This is a genomic window from Sulfurospirillum oryzae (genome assembly GCF_025770725.1).
In the GTDB taxonomy this organism is placed as follows: domain Bacteria; phylum Campylobacterota; class Campylobacteria; order Campylobacterales; family Sulfurospirillaceae; genus Sulfurospirillum; species Sulfurospirillum oryzae.
This window is the reverse complement of the sequence record NZ_JANZKZ010000006.1, coordinates 94,455-113,706: the sequence shown is the minus strand read 5'-3', so window position 1 is coordinate 113,706 and position 19,252 is coordinate 94,455. Positions and strand designations below refer to the sequence as shown.

The 19,252-nt window shown below is 38.7% G+C and carries 14 protein-coding genes; all 14 read right to left on the bottom strand.

The window, feature by feature from the left end; genetic code table 11:
* Positions 1-579, bottom strand: coding sequence for an acyltransferase (locus tag N0B29_RS12565; RefSeq protein WP_263834071.1), 579 nt, complete (start codon positions 577-579; stop codon positions 1-3).
* Complete coding sequence (locus N0B29_RS12560) at positions 579-1,547, bottom strand: Gfo/Idh/MocA family protein (protein WP_263834070.1); 969 nt, start codon at positions 1,545-1,547, stop codon at positions 579-581. The genes N0B29_RS12565 and N0B29_RS12560 overlap by 1 nt, the downstream gene beginning before the upstream one ends.
* 3 nt (positions 1,548-1,550) lie before the next feature.
* Positions 1,551-2,819: a nucleotide sugar dehydrogenase gene (locus tag N0B29_RS12555; protein WP_263834069.1), complete on the bottom strand. Its 1,269-nt coding sequence runs from the start codon at positions 2,817-2,819 to the stop codon at positions 1,551-1,553.
* Between the two features lie 1,392 nt (positions 2,820-4,211).
* Complete coding sequence (locus tag N0B29_RS12550) at positions 4,212-7,235, bottom strand: molybdopterin-dependent oxidoreductase (RefSeq protein WP_263834068.1); 3,024 nt, start codon at positions 7,233-7,235, stop codon at positions 4,212-4,214.
* Between the two features lie 2 nt (positions 7,236-7,237).
* Positions 7,238-8,368 carry an NrfD/PsrC family molybdoenzyme membrane anchor subunit gene (gene nrfD, locus N0B29_RS12545; RefSeq protein WP_263834067.1) on the bottom strand — a complete coding sequence of 377 codons (1,131 nt, stop codon included), beginning with the start codon at positions 8,366-8,368 and terminating at the stop codon, positions 7,238-7,240.
* A gap of 1 nt (position 8,369) precedes the next feature.
* Entirely contained in the window at positions 8,370-9,170 is an 801-nt protein-coding gene (gene dsrO / locus N0B29_RS12540) for a sulfate reduction electron transfer complex DsrMKJOP subunit DsrO (RefSeq protein ID WP_263834066.1), read from the bottom strand.
* A 68-nt stretch (positions 9,171-9,238) separates the two neighbouring features.
* Positions 9,239-10,900: an ATP-binding protein gene (locus N0B29_RS12535; protein WP_263834065.1), complete on the bottom strand. Its 1,662-nt coding sequence runs from the start codon at positions 10,898-10,900 to the stop codon at positions 9,239-9,241.
* The gene (locus N0B29_RS12530; protein ID WP_263834064.1) at positions 10,887-11,579 is read right to left on the bottom strand and encodes a response regulator transcription factor; all 693 of its coding nucleotides are present in this window, start codon (positions 11,577-11,579) and stop codon (positions 10,887-10,889) included. Before N0B29_RS12530 ends, N0B29_RS12535 begins: the two co-directional genes overlap by 14 nt.
* A gap of 74 nt (positions 11,580-11,653) precedes the next feature.
* The gene (locus N0B29_RS12525) at positions 11,654-13,423 is read right to left on the bottom strand and encodes a GGDEF domain-containing protein (RefSeq protein ID WP_263834063.1); all 1,770 of its coding nucleotides are present in this window, start codon (positions 13,421-13,423) and stop codon (positions 11,654-11,656) included.
* Between the two features lie 75 nt (positions 13,424-13,498).
* A complete protein-coding gene (locus tag N0B29_RS12520; RefSeq protein ID WP_263834062.1) occupies positions 13,499-14,095 on the bottom strand; it encodes an Aq_678 family protein in 597 nt (198 codons plus the stop codon).
* A gap of 59 nt (positions 14,096-14,154) precedes the next feature.
* Entirely contained in the window at positions 14,155-14,937 is a 783-nt protein-coding gene (locus N0B29_RS12515; protein WP_263834061.1) for a substrate-binding periplasmic protein, read from the bottom strand.
* Between the two features lie 139 nt (positions 14,938-15,076).
* Positions 15,077-15,775 carry an ABC transporter permease gene (locus N0B29_RS12510; protein ID WP_263834060.1) on the bottom strand — a complete coding sequence of 233 codons (699 nt, stop codon included), beginning with the start codon at positions 15,773-15,775 and terminating at the stop codon, positions 15,077-15,079.
* A 63-nt stretch (positions 15,776-15,838) separates the two neighbouring features.
* Entirely contained in the window at positions 15,839-17,284 is a 1,446-nt protein-coding gene (locus tag N0B29_RS12505) for an acetyl-CoA carboxylase biotin carboxylase subunit (RefSeq protein ID WP_263834059.1), read from the bottom strand.
* 90 nt (positions 17,285-17,374) lie between these two features.
* Complete coding sequence (ciaB, locus tag N0B29_RS12500; RefSeq protein WP_263834058.1) at positions 17,375-19,234, bottom strand: invasion protein CiaB; 1,860 nt, start codon at positions 19,232-19,234, stop codon at positions 17,375-17,377.
* Between the last annotated feature and the right edge of the window lie 18 nt (positions 19,235-19,252).

Genomic DNA, 19,252 nt, shown 5'->3' with positions numbered 1-19,252 from the left:
TTATTCTTCTATTATAATTAAATTATCATTTTGGATTTTATACTTTGTATTATCAAAGCTATCAATAGCCATCCCATTTTCATCAAATTTTAGTGTATTTCCAGCTTTTGATACCCATCCAATTTGCTTTGCGGGTACTCCAACCATTAAAGCATACGGTTTTACATCTTTATTTACTACTGTTCCACTTCCAATAAGTGCATATTCTCCAATTGTTACACCACAAACTATCGTTACATTTGCACCAATTGAACACCCCTTTTTAAGAACTGTTTTTTTAAATTCTTTTCGTCTTACTATAAATGCTCTTGGATTTGTAACATTTGTAAACACCATAGAAGGTCCTAAAAATACATCATCCTCTATTTCAACACCTTCATAGATAGATATATTATTTTGAACCTTTACACCATTCCCTATATTTACTTTTGGGCCAACTACACAGTTTTGACCAAAAGAACAGTTAGTTCCTATATTTGAACCACTTAAAATATGAGAAAAATGCCAAATCTTTGTATCATCACCTATATTTACATTTTCATCTACGTAACTTGATTTGTGAGCAAAAAACTTAGCCATTAATTTAATACCTTTTTACAAAATGGATGATATTCACCTTGGAGTCCAAGTGGCGTTAGTTTTCTAATAACTGAAACAATATTTATAGAGTTTCTAGCTTCTTCAAGTCCAAATCCACTACCATTTAAGATATGTTCATAAGATCTTGTATGTAAATCTGTAAATCCTTCAGAGAACTCAAACTCTTCACCATCAACGATGATACTCCTAAAAGTTGTTTTTCCAGTAGCTTTTACATTTTCTGGAATATAGTCATAGTTTACAGATAAAAACCATCTTACATTTGCATTTTTTAACTTCATTAATCCTGCGTTTGCATCTGGTTGTTTTAGATGTACTATATTTTCTTCAATTGGTCCAAATATCCAAGATAGCATATCAAAAAAGTGAACACCTATATTTGATGCGATTCCACCACTTTTTGCTTCATCACCTTTCCATGATACAAAGTACCATTTACCTCTACTTGTTAGATATGTTAAATCAATGTCATATACCTTATTTGGATTTTGTTCCAATTCTTTTGTTATTTTTTCTTTTAAGGCGATAATAGAATCATGAAGTCTTAATTGTAAAATATTATAAACTTTTTTACCAGTTTCTTCTTCTATTATTTTTAATTGGTCAATATTGTGTGGATTTAAAACCAAAGGTTTTTCACAAATAGCATGAGCACCATTTTTTAGTGCAAATCTAATGTGTGAATCATGTAAATAATTTGGAGTTGTAATTCCTATATATTCTATTTTTTTATTTCCATCTCTATGCCATTTATCCACAAATCTATCAAATCTTTCATATTCAGTAAAGAAATGAGCTTGTGGAAAGTTACTATCCATTATACCAATACCGTCATAAGGGTCAAGTGCAGCTACAAGTTCATTTCCTGTCTCCTTTATAGCTCGCATATGCCTTGGTGCGATATACCCACTAGCACCGATTAGCGCAAAAATTTTTTTATTTAGCATTTTTTACAACCTCCATGTTGGTTTTTCAACGATACCTTTAACATCGATAATAATTGGGTCACCATTTGACATACTTGCATATTGTTCTGTTGTGATTTCTTTGAATTTATCGTGCCCAACAGCAACTATAATAGAATCATATTTTTTACTATATAATGGTAATTCATCTATGAAATTAAGATGTTTGGTTTCTTTATCACTTCTATCTACCCAGTAATCATAAACTGCAACATTACATTCATACTCTTCAAGCTCTTTAATAATATCCATAACTTTTGAGTTTCTAATATCTGAACAATTTTCTTTAAATGTAATACCCAATATTAATATGTTTGTATTTTTTAGTTTTTTATCGAATTTAACCATCTTTTTGATAGCTTTATCAGCTATTAGTTTACTCATTCCATTATTTATTTGTCTGGCACCAAGAATCAAATTTGGCATATATCCTAAACTTTGAGCTTTATGAGTCAAATAATATGGATCAACACCAATACAATGTCCACCTACTAATCCTGGAGTTAATTTGATAAAATTCCATTTTGTTCCAGCTGCTTTGATAACATCATGTGTATCTATATTCATAAGGTCAAAAATCATGGCTATTTCATTAATAAGTGCTATATTTACATCTCTTTGAGTATTTTCTATAACCTTTGCAGCTTCTGCAACTTTGATAGCTGGAGCTAAGTGAGTGCCTGCTGTTATGATAGATTTATATAAATTATCTACTTTTATAGCTATTTTAGGAGTTGAGCCAGATGTGATTTTAAGTATTTTTGTAACAGTATGTTTTTTATCACCTGGATTGATTCTTTCAGGAGAGTAACCACAGAAAAATGTTTCATTAAATTTTAATCCAGATTCTTTTTCAAGTATTGGTACACAAACGTCTTCTGTAACACCTGGATATACTGTACTTTCATAGATTACAATATCATCTTTTTTTAAGATTTTTCCAACAGTTTCAGTTGATTTTATAATAGGAGTTAAATCAGGTTCGTTATTATCGTCAATAGGAGTTGGAACAGTAACTATATAAATATTACAATCTTTTATATCTTCTACATTCAGAGTAAATTTCATTCCATTTCTTATAGATTCTTTTACTTGTATTTCTGTTAATTCTAAAGTTCTATCAAAACCACTATTTAAGTTATCAATTCTAGTTTTATTTATATCAAATCCTACAACTTCATACTTCTCACTAAAAGCATGGGCTAAAGGAAGTCCCACATACCCTAATCCAATTACACATATTTTATCTTTCAAACTTTCCTCCAATTGTAATTTTCTCACTCTACAATAATTGACTTTGCTAAATTTCTTGGCATATCTACTATATACTACACAAGAGTATTTACCAAAATGATATCTGTAGGCTTGCCATGTGTTGTCCATCTCGTATGCTCAATACTATTTTGACAAGATAAGAGATTTTGATTGACTTTCTCTTCAAGGTTTACAAGCTTTTCTACATCTTTATAGGTTTTTATATTTTTACCAAAAACTAAATACCAGCACTGTCGTAATTTCTTATTCTAACCTCTTTTAAACCATCAATTGAAAATTTCTTAGTATCGTTTTTTCTTAAATATAGTAGACAATACCACACAAAGCATCTAAACTATGCTTAGATTCTCAGCAAAGTATCTCTTTTGCCAAAGTTGGTTGGTTCTGAATAAAACTCTGCAATGTCTCCTGCATGCCTTGGCATAATCATATAAGGTATATCTTTACCACAAACTTTGTTAAAAAAAATTAATAACCTCTCTAATACACAATAGCCCTTTTGGGCACCAAAATTAATCACTGTCATTGAGGTTTATTCAATTGATTGAAGAGCTTTAACATGACCAAAAGCTAGACCAATGACATGGATATAATCTCTTACTCCTGTACTGTCATGAGTAGGATAATCATCCACCGAAAAAATTAACTTTATCTTATCTACCAATAGCTACTTATGCAATATAAGACATAAGGTTATTTGGAATTCATTGTGGAAATTCACCAATGAGACCACTTTCATGTGCCCTTACAGGATTTATAATAACGAAGAATAATTATCTACCATGTGTTGAATTATTCGCATACAAATTGTGTAACATCTCTTCAACGACCAGTTTTGTTTAAGCATAAAATTTGTTGTACGTAAATGATGCTTTTCTGAAAAAGGTAAAAATTTTGGTTCGCCATAAACAGTGGCAGATGAACTAAAATAAATAATATTTATATTATGAATTTTAACAAGCATTCGCTTTGTTTTAAGTTAATTTTTTTTCCTATTTAATTAGAAATTATTCAAATATTTCCTAGCAAAAGTAGTTATAATCTCCAAGCATACTTAGTATTTTCAAAGTACGTCTTAAATATGAAATCTTTGTTTTAATAAACTTAATGATGTACTTTAACAATTTTTTTTAATAATTAAAATAATAGAAATTTATAAATCTATTTTAGTTTGATTTTGTCTCAATCACCATAGGTCAATCAATTATAAATACCACTTAAAATTTTATTTATATCAAAATAAATAAGATACTCTTAATATTTTAGACTTTTAAAAAAATATCTTATTTCTAAAAAATATTTCGTATAATAGAAATGATCTGTTATTTTTTATGTTACATGTAAGGATTAAATCCTTACATGTAACCATGTTTAAATCTTCTCAATGTGCACAGGAATCGCTTGCCTTGCATTAGAGCCAACCACAAAATCACTGAGTGTGGCAGTATTGAGGCGAGAGGCGTCGCTTAGCCCTAATGTGTTGATATTCACGCCGCTTCGTCTGGCGATTCTGCCCTCTTTTTTGACACCATCAATCTGTACACTTAAACCGCCCTCGCCCTCTCTTCCACCACCATGTTCGATGCCAATGGAGCGAGGATGCAACCCTTCACGAATACGACAAATGCCCTGCACTTTTCCTTCACTTGAACGCACAACTACATGATCTCCATGGGCAATGCCATAGTTTTTTGCGGTTGTCGTGCTAAGATCAATAAACGTGGTATAGCGGGTATCGCGTAAGCTCTCCACCGAAGCTGAGGCAGAAGAGAGTACATTGGATTTGTAACTAAACGCTAAGAGATTGAACTCTTTAGAGTCCATATCAATCTTTGCTCCCGTGTAAAATCGAGGTGCATAGTAACGTGGCACGCCACTGTAAGGCTCTCCATTCATGGAATTAAACGCGGTTCCGACACTTTGGTTGTAAATGGCAATCGGTTTTTTGTAAGCATTACTCATTTTATTGCCTTCATATGCACTCGCCTTATCGGCAAAGCGTCCGCCCCTGCTCATCACATACGCGACTCTTCGCCAGTTATCCGTACAGATACGCTGCAACAAAGGAACGTATTCCTCAAATCCTGCAAGAGCGATCTCATCATCACTCGCTTCTGGCGCAGGAGTCGCTCCATCCATAGCAACGTTTTCAAAAGCGCGTAGGTAAAAGTCTTCAGGCTTATCAAAATCAAACTTTGCATTTGTACCATTAATCGCATTTTTGCCAAAGCCAGCCAATCCCAAAGCTTTTCCAAGCTCAATCATAAAACTATCCATACTGATAGGCTCACCGTTAGCAAATGTCGCATTGGGCGATTTTAAAATCGGATAACGCACATGCGTTGTTTTAGTGAGATGTCCCGCCCAAGGCGCCAATACACCCCATGTCTCATACAACACCGAATCAGGCACGATATAATCTGCGTAGCGGCTCGTTTCGTTGATAAACGGATCAATCGCAACAAAAAGAGGAATCGCCTTTGCAGGGTCTTTGAGCAGCGGCAACAGATGCTCACTCCCGCTTTGACCATAGACAAAATTTGCATTCCAACTAATAAGCGCTCCTAGTTTATAAGGGTATGCGTTGGCACTGCTGTTAATCACCTCTGATTCAATGGCAGGGCTAAAAGGAAACCACGCATCTTTGGCAGGATAAGGATTGACGCCTTGCTCGATTTTACGTTTGTACTCACTACTTTTTTCATACGCCATCCTCGCTCTATCAATGCGAACCCCAAAGGGTTTTTGCTTACCGACATAGGCAAGAAGATTGTAACAAGCGCCATTAAAGTCTTTGAATTTTCCTCCCCCTACGCTCATACCGCCTTTATGATTGAGATTGCCCACGAGGGCTCCTAGCATCATAATGGCATAGGTCGTGTAAAATCCTGTCGAATGCATTGTTCCACCGTGACAATCCACGCCAACACTTCTGCCATAGGAGGTAAATTCACGGGCAAGTTCTAGAATCGTTTTTTCATCGACCCCACTCTCTTTGGCATAAAAATCAAGGGGGTGCTCAAACGCAGCCTCTTTAAGCAGGACAAAAGAGCTTTTTACAGCATATTTCACGCCCTCTAGGCTTACTTCACCTTCATACAAGATGTCGGCTTCCAAGACATTAGCAGCATTTTTAAGCAATCCATCGGTTTTGTCAATGACATGTACCGCTTTGTTTGCATCGACTAAAATCTCACCTTTTTTTGCTCCATCTATAATGACAAGATGCGTTGCATTGGTAAAGCTCACCTCGTTCAATGTTTTTTGAGCAACATCACTCGGTATCGCAAGATAGGATTTTAAATAACGCTCTTCTTCAATAATCACACGAATCATTCCCATCACCAACGCCAAATCGCCACTGGGTTTGATCGGCAACCAACGTGAGCGATCCCCCACCGCAATCGAGTCACTGTTGGTTAAGATAGGTGTTACGATCACATAACGAAGCGCTCCGCTTGTGCGTCCTTTGGCAAGCAGTTTGGCTTGCCGCTTAAAGGGGTTTCCCGCTTGTGCGGGAGCGGTTCCGATGCTAAGTAAAAATTCACAATGTTCAAAATCTGGCTTCATGTGGGGAGAGCCTGCAAAATCATCCAAATACGCCGCTTCTCCCGCACGCATGGAGAGCCCACAGATGGACGTGTGTCCCATAAAATTGACTGTGCCAAAGCTTTGGACAAAACGGTGTACCATGTAGTTTTGACGCCCTTCATCCGCCGTTCCTAAAACACAGAGTTTATTGGCGATGGGACCATACTCTGGATTTTGCGCATCGATCAAGGTTTTAGTATCTGCCAAAGCCTTAAGTCCTTGCACGTCGCCTTCACCAAAGAGATTGCCACCTTCGCTAATCTCTTTAATAAGCTGTTCGATGGAAATGCTCGCCCATTTATCTTCGCCTCTCTTGCCTACACGTTTAAGCGGCGTTGTGACACGGAAAGGATCTTTCAGTTTTTCATAGACAAGATTACCGCGTGAACATGCCGTTGAGCGCATCTCTAGCCCACTCTCTTTCCAACCTGACGTCGCTTTAAAGCTCTCTTCCAATGGTGTTTTGTACGGTAGCCACGGATCACTCGAGAGCAAACTATAAGGATTTCCAAAAACACGTACCACGTCGCCACTTTTGGCATCGATTTTGACACGCACCGAACAAAAGGTTGTACAGCCATTGCAGACACTTGGCTTGACAACAAAATCGTTTGAATAGGCGATTTTGCCCTCTTTTTGGATGATCTCCGTCACAGGTGCATTGCCATAGATCGCATCTTTGACTTTTTCACCTCTTCGCTGCATCGTGATGGCTTTTCCGAGTGTCTCATGATACCCTCCCACCGCGGCACTTCCTGCTACGATGCTTGTGCCGATCAAAAAATTTCTGCGTGATTTTTCCATGATTATCGCTCCTCGTGTTTAACATAATAATTTGCCATCTCTTTATCCCAAGGGAAAAGCACCATCACCAAAGCGATCAATGCAATCAAAAGACTCCAGTTAGAAAGTACCGAGAGGATGCTATCAAACCCTGTAAAATGCGGATGGTATTCAAGTAAAAAAGGTGTGGTTTTGCCAATACTTTGACCTCCAATAACGGTATTCCAACGAAAAATCCACACACCAATGGCGGAGAGAACACCTGCAAAGAGAACCCATTTGAACGAGCGTACGAAATAGTTTGTAAAGCCGATGATCATAGGCACAAAAAGACAAATGACGTAATCAACGATCAACACTTCCCAAAAATTTTCACCAAAGAAAAGTTTGAGCGCGTATTTTTCTTCACCGTTAAACGTAATGGCAAAGGTAAGCCAAAAAAAACGAATCACAAGATCAATCACAATAAACCATGCTAAAAGACGCGCAAGTCGTTGCATCATTTCCATGTCTACGCGTTTAAAATCCGTAAAAAACTTTTGAAAAATGGGGAGTAAAATAATGAGCAATCCTGTTCCAGAAACCATCGCCGAAGCTAAAAATAAAATAGGCATCAGTGGTGTATGAAACAAGGGTATCGCATGCACAGCCCCTAAAATATAACCAGTGTATCCATGCACACTGAGTGCTAAAGGTATACCAATCGCACCTAAAATAACGCCTAAATGGTGGTCTTTTTCGATTTGTTCTTGGCTTCGAACAATCCCTTTTGAAAACCAAAAATAGGGGCGGTACAGCACCAACGCTTCGACTAAAATGAGCAATGGATAAGCGATCAACAGTAAAACACCCCACTTCATTGGTGACGTAGGGAAATTCTCCCAGCCATAGAAGAAAAAGTTGATGATGCGCCCTGGTTGGCGAAGATCATCGATCAAGTTCATAGGTGCGGCAACAAGCAACACAAAGGCTAAAAGAAGGGAAAAGCCCGCGATGGGTTTGTACTCTTTCATGCCAAAAACATGGGCAAAACTGGAGATAATAAACGCCGCCGCAGAGCTTCCCGTAAACCAAAAATAGTTGGGAATATCAATGCCCCAAGGGCGATCGGGCGTAATTGAGTTTATCGTATGTAGTAGTGTTCCAAAGTCCATCTTATTCTCCTTTTCCTGACCACTCGTGTGTAGCTATTCCATCGATTTTTCGTGCCATATCGTCTAATACTTTTGGAGAATACGGCAAGCTTTGAATTTCGCCACTAAGCGCTATGTAAAAGACTCGTGGCTTGGTTCCACTGGCAGGTTTTAAAACCGTCGTTGGGAAGCTTGAAAGGAGTTTGGAAACAGCAGAGTGAGGGTCATTAAAATCACCAAAAACACGCGCCCCTCCTACACAGCTCTCCACACACGCAGGCAATAAGCCGTGATCGACTCTGTGCGCACAAAGCGTGCATTTATCAGCAACATTGGTAATAGGATTGAAATAGCGTTTGTCGTAAGGGCAGGCGTTGATGCAGTACCCACATCCCCAACACACTTCACTGTCGACAACGACAATGCCATCTTTGCGTGCAAACGTCGCACCCGTAGGACAGACACTCACACAGGAAGGTTCAGCGCAATGGTTACAGAGTTGGGGTAAAAATGCCTTATGAACATTGGGGTAACTCCCTAGTTCATACTCAGGCACATAGGTTCTAAATTTCTCTTTAGGGACTCTGTTTTCGCTTTTGCAGGCACTCGTACACGCTTGGCAACCAACGCATTTGCGTAGATCCATCACCATTCCAAAGCGTTTACCCTCTTGTCCGATGTAGCGCGCATCGCCACTTTCACGTCCCGGGTTGGTAAGGCTTATGGCTTTAGCACTTGGTGCGGCAAGTACAGCGGCACTTAAAAGGGCGGTTGTCTTTTTGACAAATCCCCTTCGACCTTGTTGCAGCTCTTTCTCATCCATCATAACTCCTTTTGGTCTATTCCAAAAGAAATCATAACAATCACAAGAGAGAAACTAGGGAGAAAGCCTTAGAGGATGATCTCAAATACTGCGCCTTTATCGCTGTTATAGGCACGTAAAATGCCATTGGCATTTTTTTCGATGATGGTTTTGCTCATATATAACCCAATGCCAGTCCCACTCTTGGCGTGTTTGGTACTCACATAAGGCTCAAAGATTTTTTCGATCGGCTCTAAGGCAATGCCGCCACCATTATCCGCAATGCGAATCAGCGTTTTTCCCTCTTTACATGTAAGGGTTATCCAAATCGTTGGATCACTGATGGCGCGCTCTAAAAGAATGTCTTTGGCATTGCTGATGATGTTTAAAATGGCTTGGGCAAATTGGCTGGGGTAGCCCTCCACTTCACAGCGATCAACTTCGTGAAACTCAAGTGCGATGTGATGGTTTTTCAAAGCAGATTCAATGAGACCGAGTGATTTATAAATCGCCTCATTGACACAGTAACGCTCTTTTTGATTGTCACTGGCAAAGAAGTTACGAAAATCATCAATCGTTTTGGACATGTAGGCGATCAAACCTTCTGAGCGCTTAATACGGTCCTCAAAAACCGACGTGGTAAGTTTCTGTTTTTCCCAAAGGATTTGCAGATTCATCAGTGTTGCACCCAGCTCACTCAGAGGCTGGCGCCATTGATGCGCAATATTACCGATCATCTCACCCATACTGGCAAGCCTGCTTTGGTGCATCAAAATTTGCTCATTTTCCATGCGCCTTGTTATCTCTTCATTAACACGATCTTCGAGCGTATGGTTGAGCTCTTTGAGACTTGATTCACTCTCTTCGAGCCTTCGAATCAACACATTAAAACCATAATTGAGGATGATGAGAAGCACAGCCATCATACTCAGTGCCACAAAAAAAGCTTCATACACCGCATCTAAAAGCTTTTGTTGTTGATCGCTAATGTCTTGGAAAAAGAGCAATTGTGCTAAATCGTCTCGGATGATCCCCTTGAGATTAATAACATGGGTAATGTAAGTGCTTTTTTTATTTTGAGAAATTTCACCATCACGAAGGCTAATGCCTAAAAGTGCTTCATCAGGAGGTATAAACTCCTCTCCTTTAAAAAGAATATACCCTTTAAGCCCCGAAAATTCTTGAACTTCATTGAGAAAAAACTCAGGCGCAATCGCAAATTCTAACATGCCAATGATTTTTTGATTGACAGACACGGGAACAATGATGTGATACGCTGCGTAATGTTTTGAGAAGAAAAAACCAATTTTAGGCTCACTGGGAACTTCACCGCTTTGCTCGATCTCTTCTTGTTTAGGCTCTTTTCCAAGGTATGCAAGAAGGGAGAGTTTTTCATCGTAAAAACGAATTCCGAGCAAAAAAGGATTTTCTTGTTTGAGTACATTCCAGCGAAAACTTGAAAGCCCTGTAAGCTGTTCAATATCTTTTTGCGCTAATGCCTCTTTAATGCCATAAGAATCAAGATTAGCGTAAGCACGGTTGAGATAAAAAGCACTGGTACGCTTCAGTGTCATCTCATAAATACTGTGAATTTGAAGCGAATAATCTTTACGGGATTTTTCAATCCCCTCTTTTACATCCAAATAGCGCATCCAGCCAAAAATCGTCGCCATCGCAAGAAAAAGTATCAATACAAAGATCATGGTTTTGGTCTTTGTTGAAGGAGTGGAAAGGACTTTAACGTATGGCAAGTTTATATCCTATGCCAAAAACATTTTCAATGCTCTCTTTGTCAAGCTTTTTACGCAGCTCCTTAACGAGTGCTTTAAGCGCTTCTTTACTACCACCCTCTTCTGCCCAAATAGCCTCTTCAAGCTCTTCAAATGAGATCACTCGGTTTTTTTGACGCAAAAGATACTCAAATAAGAGACGCTCTTTTTTGGTCAGTAAAAATTGCTCTTTTTCTTTTAACAGCATCCCCGAAATTGGGTCGTAAAAAAGGTCGTTTCCAACACGAATCAAACCCCCTTCTCCCCATTCATACATCCATCTCGCGCAGGTTTTGAGTGCGTCTAGAAAACTCTCTTTCGAGAAGGGCTTGAGAAGGTATTTGCAGATATTGAGTTCAATGGATTGTTGAAAATAAGCAGGTTCAGCATAGGCACTCATAATGATCACGGGGACTCGTTTATGCGATTTACGAATCTCTTTAAGCAGTTTAAGTCCATCGCATTTTGGCATACAAATATCTAAAAGTAAGATGTCGGGCTTATGCTCAAAAAAAAGTTCGAGTGCTTCTTCGCCATCTTTTGCTTCAATGACTTTATCAAAAAAAATCTCCAGTGTTTGACACACACTTCTTCGTAAACTCTCTTCATCTTCAGCATACAAAATGGACAAACGCTCAAACAGGGCAAGAGAATTGTGCATATCTTTCCTTATGAAAAAGGACTATTCTAACGCACATGAGAACAATTGTCAAATAACTTTACATGTAAAGATTTTTAATGTTTGATAACACCTAAATCTACGCAAGCGATATGTGTGGGTGTTGCTTTTGCACTCTTTTTCAACACACCAAAGATCTCATTGAGCTCATTATCATCAAGGTCATGCTGGTAGCCAAAACCATGGCAAATCACAGCAGCACTGACCGTCATCAAAGAGAATGGCTGTATGACGCCATCACGGTTTTTCGCCATAATATAACCCGAACTCAGTCCTTGTTCACAATAAAAACTTTTTATATCTTCCGAAAACTTGGTGACTATTTCTAAAATAATCCCATAGACTTTCTCAAAGGTGTCTTCCTCTTTGAGGCTCCAACCGAGAAAGAAGTCATCGCCGCCCACATGCCCAACCAAACACTCATCAAACCCCACAGAGCTTTTTAGGATGTCCGCAAAAAGCGTAATCGCGCGATCTCCTTTACGAAAACCATAATAGTCGTTGAAGGGTTTGAAGTTATCAAAATCAAAGTAAGCCATCATCACTTTCTCTTTGCTATCCATTGCATTGGCAACAAACTCATTGATGATACGATTGCCTGAAAGCCCAGTCAGCGGGTTTTGATCTTTTGCATCCACAATATTTTTTTCATTGACAATATCCAAAAGGGTTTTTGAACTTAGATAGCCCAAATATTTCTCATTTTCCGTAATCAAAATGGCATCATTGTCATCATCAAACGCATAGATTTTCAAAATCTTCTCAATGGGATCGTTGATGTCCGCTCGCCCGCAATGTGAAATAATTTTTTTAAGGCTCCCTTGCGTCAGATTATAAAGTAAAGCTTTGCCATAATTGGAGTAAAGATACGCCTTAATATCGGCATCCCTGATAATGCCAAGAGGTGTAAAATCACGTGCAAGGACTGGCACAAAATGGTTTTTTTTGTCCCCTTTAAGCACTTCATACACATCGTTAATAGGTGAATCTATAAAGACCGTATGGCTTTTTTGGAGGTATTTTTCGATATTGGCGATCTTTCCATTTTTGCGTTTATCACTTTGAGCGACCATCTTGAGATGTTCATAAGAAGAGAGTATTTCCCACACATCAAGGGTAGGTTTTTGAACAAAATAACCTTGAACCATATTGCAACCAAGTTTTTTGCACTCGTTATATTCCTCTTCGCACTCGACACCCTCAGCAATGGTAAAAATGCCCATGGCTTGCGCGATCTGAACAATGGAGCTGACAAAAAGTTTCTTCTTTTTACTAAGATGAATTTCGCTGATAAAAAAACGGTCTATCTTGATGAAATTTGGATCGGCATTGAAAAGCATTTGAAGACCTGAGAACCCCACACCAAAGTCATCAATCGCCATCTTATAACCTTGTTGTTTATAGAGATTAAGAACAAGCTTGTCGACGCCAGCATACATACCCACTTGATGCTTTTCAGAGAGTTCAAAACAGATATTGGAGGTGTCCATTTCGTATGTGGAAAGCAGCTCACAGGTATAACCAGACTTAAAATCGGGCATCATCGTAATGCGATTATCAAGATTATAAAAGAGTTTAATATGCTTAGAAAAAGGGAGTAATGAAAACTTGTGAATGGCTTTTTCACGTAGTTTTACATCAATAAGATAAAGTGTTTTTTCACTATAGGCTGTGTCAAATATGCAGTCAATTGTCGTAAAACCAGCCGGTTCGTAGTTGCGTATCAATGCTTCAACAGCGTAGAGTTTACCTGTATAAATATTGACAATGGGCTGAAAGGCAAAGTCTGCCACTTCAATGAGCTTTTGCCATTTTTCGTTTAACATCGTTTATGATTCCTTCATGGGAAATGAAGGAATCATACATTCAAGCGATTACTAAATCATTACATGTAAAAGTTTTTAGTCGCAGTTTTCCACACAGATTTTATGCGGTATCACTTGACCACCACACCCCACAAAGCAGTTGTCATAACTTTGCTCACATCCACAATTTGTGGTACAAAAACTCTGCTGATTCACTAAAATCTGCTCAAAGGTTGGACGAGCAGGCACATAAGGCTCACGAGGGCGTTCATGGCTTAAACGATTTATATAGTGACGTAATTCATCACGCTTTTTACAAGCATAAGGGTCTTTATCTCGCTCACATTGGTTTTGATAATGGCTAAGATCACGACTGTAATCATAATAATCTCTCTGCCAATGTTGTAATTCAAACTGATAATGTGTGTAGTCCATCTGATAACGACTGTAAGCCATCTCGTAGGCGCGTTGCTCATTCACTTCCACCGCTTTGGCTTTGGCATACGCATCATCAAGGCAATACTGATAATTTTGCTGACACTGGTTTTGACACCCTTGTCGTATATGGGAACAGTTATTCAAGCACGTTTGGGATACGGCAGAAGAAGGAGGAATATATTGATTTTTAATGACGTAACGTGGTCCGCAACCTGCGAAAAAAAAGATAATACCTACTAAGATGAAGCGAATCATACAACCTCTTTTAAACATTTTGGCGTATTATAGAGTAAAATTGTCAATTTTTGTGAAAATTAGGGTTTTAGCACAGCTCCATTGAGGTAATTGGATACAAGACGATCATACATGCTACCACCTTTTCCATCAGGCTCTTTTAAACGGTTAAGTTGTGCTTGCATGATATTAAACTGCTCTTTAGGCACCTCTTTACCCACGCAAATATAATAGTCTGTATTTAAAATGACATGTGCCATACGGTATTGTGAGACATCTTGTCCTTCACTCACTAAGTAGTAAACAAAAGGAACATCGGTATAGATAAGGGCATCAATTCTGCCATATTCCAACATCTTATACGCTTGAATAGGCGTTGAAACACGTGTAATATTAAGCCCATGCTTTTCGCCAATTTCTTTAAAAAGTAATTTTTCAGAAGATGTCTCTTTGATGGTCGCCAATTTAAGAGGACGCAAAATTTCCATAGTGGTTTGACCTTTTGGAATATCGGTTGTTCTCTTGGTTATAAGCCCCAATCGCACAGTTGCGATAGGTCCAAGCCAATTAAACTGTTGTTCCCGCTCTTTAAGTCTCACCATCGTTACTAAAAAAGATTTTGGATGTCTAAGCGCTTCATCATACATCTTGTTCAACGCTTCAAGTTCAATCTCTTCTTGCGCAAAACGCGGTCTTATGGTAGCAAGACTCGCCTCTAAAAGATCAATACTCAACCCTTTAACAGCACCTTTATCTCGAAAACTAAATGGAGGATTAGGAACAGCATAGAGTGAAGTTTCTCCTGCTATGAGAGAGCTCATGACTGAAATGATTCCACACAATATAAAAGCTTGAAAACGCATGTTCTGTCCTTACAAAATTATTTAAGAAAGGCTAACAGTCTCAAAACTTAAGAAATTATTTAAAATAACACTTAAAATTGTAACACATGCAGACTTACGAGAAACTCAAATGATTAGGAAAAGAAGAAAAGAGCGTTTCTTAAATGTTCGGCTCTTTAGAAACAGCGTAGCTTAAATAGAGGATATTGCTCATTGCACCACTGCTTAAAATCATTGCCATGACAACAATCTGATAACGCACAGCAATGAGTGGATCGACACCAGAAAGAATTTGTCCTGTCATCATGCCAGGCAATGAGACAAATCCAACGGCTAGAAAAGAGTTGATTTGAGGAATCATTGAAGCTCTAAAAGCTATGGCTCTCGCTTTTTCCTTTTCGTGATGTTCCCTCTCTTTTTCATAACGCTCTGCCGCCAACGAGATGGCATTCATAGCATTCGCATAGATCATACCCGCAAGCGGTATCACAAAACGAGGATCGAGTGGATTTTCAAGATCTAACACGCACCATAAAACCAGCGCTAAATTGATAGAACCGCCAAGCGCGATAGCGACTAAAATCGCACTATAGGTTTGAAAATCTTGGTGGTGAAGGTTGCGCCTTACGATAAGAGAAGCCGTCGTAATCATCACTGCAACCAACAGAGCTAAAAGCCACAAAGCATTGGTTGTAAATAATGAGGTTAAAACATACCCAATCAAAATAAGCTGTATGCTCATACGTGCTGTTGCAAGCGCTATTTCTGCTTTTTTGCCTACCCAAAGGTAATAAAAAAAAGCAACCACGCAAAGGGGTAAAAGCATATAGGTTAAATTAATTAAAGGTATGGTTTGCATAAATGTGCCTTAGAAAATTCAGAGATATGCTAAAAGCATACCTCTGAGTAAAAAAACAAGTGATTAAATACCTTGGTTTTTGAGTGCCGCAACAATCGCCGCAATGTGCTCATGTTTGGTTTCATCTTCTTCGATGTCGTGGATGGCATCAAGCGTGAAGGTAGGGAGTTTTTTATCAAGGTATGTGGTGTTAAAAATACCTTGTTTAAAATCTTCATCACGTACAATTTGACGGTGAAGAGGAATATTGGTAGGGATACCTGAAATGATAAATTCATCCAATGCACGTCTGGCTTTTCGTACAACACCATCCCAATCAAGCCCTACGATGATCAATTTACCAATCATAGAGTCATAGTTTGTAGGTACCACGTAATCTTTAAAACCAATCGCATCAAGTCTTACACCAGGGCCGCCCGGTGAAAGGTAAGTTGTAATGCGACCAGAAGAAGGAATAAAGCCATTTTTAGGATCTTCTGCGTTGATACGAAATTCAATCGCATAACCTCTAAATTTGATATCTTCTTGCATCACAGGAAGTGGTTCACCCTCAGCAATGCGAATCATGCTTTGAACAATGTCCATACCCGTAATAGCTTCGGTGATCGTATGTTCGACTTGAACTCTGGTATTCATCTCGATAAAGAAAAAATTGTCATCTTCATCAACAAGATACTCAACCGTTCCAACACTCTCATAGCCCAATTTGAACATCGCTTTTTTAGAAGCGCGGAGCAACTCTTTACGGACTTTGTCATTAAGGCGTGGACTTGGAGCTATTTCAACTACTTTTTGGTGACGTCTTTGAATCGAACAGTCACGCTCGCTTAAGTGAATGACATTACCGTATTTGTCAGCCATAACTTGCACTTCGATATGACGAGGATTTTGAACATATTTTTCAATAAAAGCATCACCTCTACCAAAAAATCGTTCAGCTTCTTTTGTTGCCGCTTCAAACATCGCAACAAATTCTTCCTCTTTTTTAACAATACGCATACCTTTTCCACCACCACCAAAAGCTGCTTTGATGATAACAGGAAAACCAATTTCACGCGCCACTTTAATAGCTGCATCCATCTCAAGAATCGGCTGATCTGTACCACCAAGAACCGGTACACCCACCGCTTTCATTGCGATTTTAGATGCCATTTTGTCACCAAAAAGCGCAATATGGTCAGGCTTTGGTCCAATGAAAACAATGTCATGATCAAGACAATACTGTGCAAAATCAGCGTTTTCAGACAAAAAGCCGTATCCTGGATGAATCGCATCTGCACCTACCTCTTTGGCAAGGGCTACAATATTTTTATAATCCAAATAGACTTGAATAGGATCACCTTTGAGCAGATAACTCTCATCTGCTTTACGGACCCAAACACCATTCGCATCAATTGTTGAAAAAACACAAACACTTTTGATCTCCAACTCTTTACATGCTCTAATGATCCTAAGCGCGATTTCCCCGCGATTGGCGATCAATACCTTTGTGATTTTTCGTTTGTACACTATTCTCTCCCACTTCAAAATAGAGCATAAATTATAGCACTAAAATATTAAACTAACCTCTGATTTAAAGACATAATTTTTACATAACTCTCAAAGCCAATCAGATCGTTTGACACTCTCGTCTATATCGCGTCCCATGGACTGATGCAATGACCAATAATAACCCACAAACGAGCGAACACTTGGCTCATGAGGGAGATAAACGCCTTCTTCTTTAGTCGCAAATTGCTCTAAAAAGAGTTTGGCATCTTTTTTGTCAAGATAATGATTTAAAAGTTGTGTATAAGTTTTGAGATACCATGCTTTTAACACTTCATAAGCTTCATTGGAGAGATCGATGTGCAATGTGTCATCAAATTTCAAGACACCGCTTTGAAAAAGCCCTGTTAGATGGATCAATCCTTCACAGTAGTATGGCTCAACTTCGCCTGTTTTCATCCAAGCAACCAATCCAACAGAACGCTTAATTGTATCACGCAAGATAGCCTCTTTTAAAGAGGTGTCTTCATCAAAGAAAAAGGAAACAAGACCGCCTGTGGTCGCTTTAAATTCTTCAATATTTTTGAAAACACCGCTTTGATTCATCTTCGTTTCAGTGTCATGATCCATCCACAAAATATGCCCAAATTCATGCCCTATGGTTGTCACTTCATAGACGCGATGCCATGTTTTTGCATCATGGAAAATAAGTTCTCGCTCTTTATCCATAAAAGCTTTACCAAAGACCTCTAGATTAATTTTTAAAAAAGGTTTTGCACGCAAAGAATCTAAGATGTTATCGGAAAATGCAAAAATCTTTTTGCCCATTTCTCGACTGACAGTTTCGTCGTTTGGAACAACTTGAGCCGAAAAAAGTCCATTGAATTCTGCCGCATAAAAAAGAGCAGGTCTGCCAATGTAAAGCTGAACATTTTTGAGGCTGGAGAGAACGTTATCTTTTACATGTAAAGCATTGGCTCCATTTTGATCAAAAAGGCGAATGAAGGCTTTAAGAATTCGCTCATACGTTACATAAGCGCCTTTATTCTCAGGATTTGAAACTCTTACATCCCACTCAAGCGCAACCGCTTTTTTGTAGTGGTCTTCATAGTACTCTAAAGGATGTCCGATTTGAATCGGTGTTGTAATACGCATCCATTTTCGATCAACCTCCGCCCATTTTGCGATGAGTTCACTGCGATCTTCTTCACCAAACGCCTCATCAATCGCTTTGAGATATTCAATATATGCCTCTTTTTGATCAAAATCAGGATCGTCCATTTCAGAGAGATCATCGCACAAACCCTGAAGCGCATTTCGTACGTGTGAAACTTCTTTAGCAAAAGCGGTGGCATAAGCCTTCGCAACATAACCGCCCTCCACTTTTTCCAAAACAGAATACGACCTGTCGCCATCATTTCCCAAAGGATCAGGATCAAAAAGCCCTTTTTCATGTAACATTGTTGCGATGGCTTGAGCGTCTTTATTGAACTCTAATTCTAAAAGAGGATTGATGGTGTTGATGATGTGCTCTGTCCAATGAGACTGCCATGCGCTTAATGCAAGCCCTACTTCATGAATGCCTCGAAGAAGCCTCCGATAAAAAGGTGAAAAGAGCCACTCTTTTTGTATCTGCGCGATTAATTCAGCATGTGCTTTGAGGTAAAACTCTTTAACCCAAAGATACGCTTTTTCTTTGGCTTGTGCTATAAAGACTTCATCTTTGCCCTCTTTCTCTAACGCTTGCACCATCTGTTCATCGCGAAGATTGATCAAACGCGTAAGTGCCGCTACCCTATTTTCACGAATAAGACTTAGCTCAATACTCTCTAAAAAGGTATCAATAAAACTCTCAATTCGCTTATCGTAATCTTCTGATTCAACAATGTTAAAGTAACTCCCAAGTGCTCGTTGACGTTCCCCTAGAAGCTCGTAAAATCGTTTCAAATCATTTTCAAATTTTTGGTTCATTTTCATTCTCACATTTTT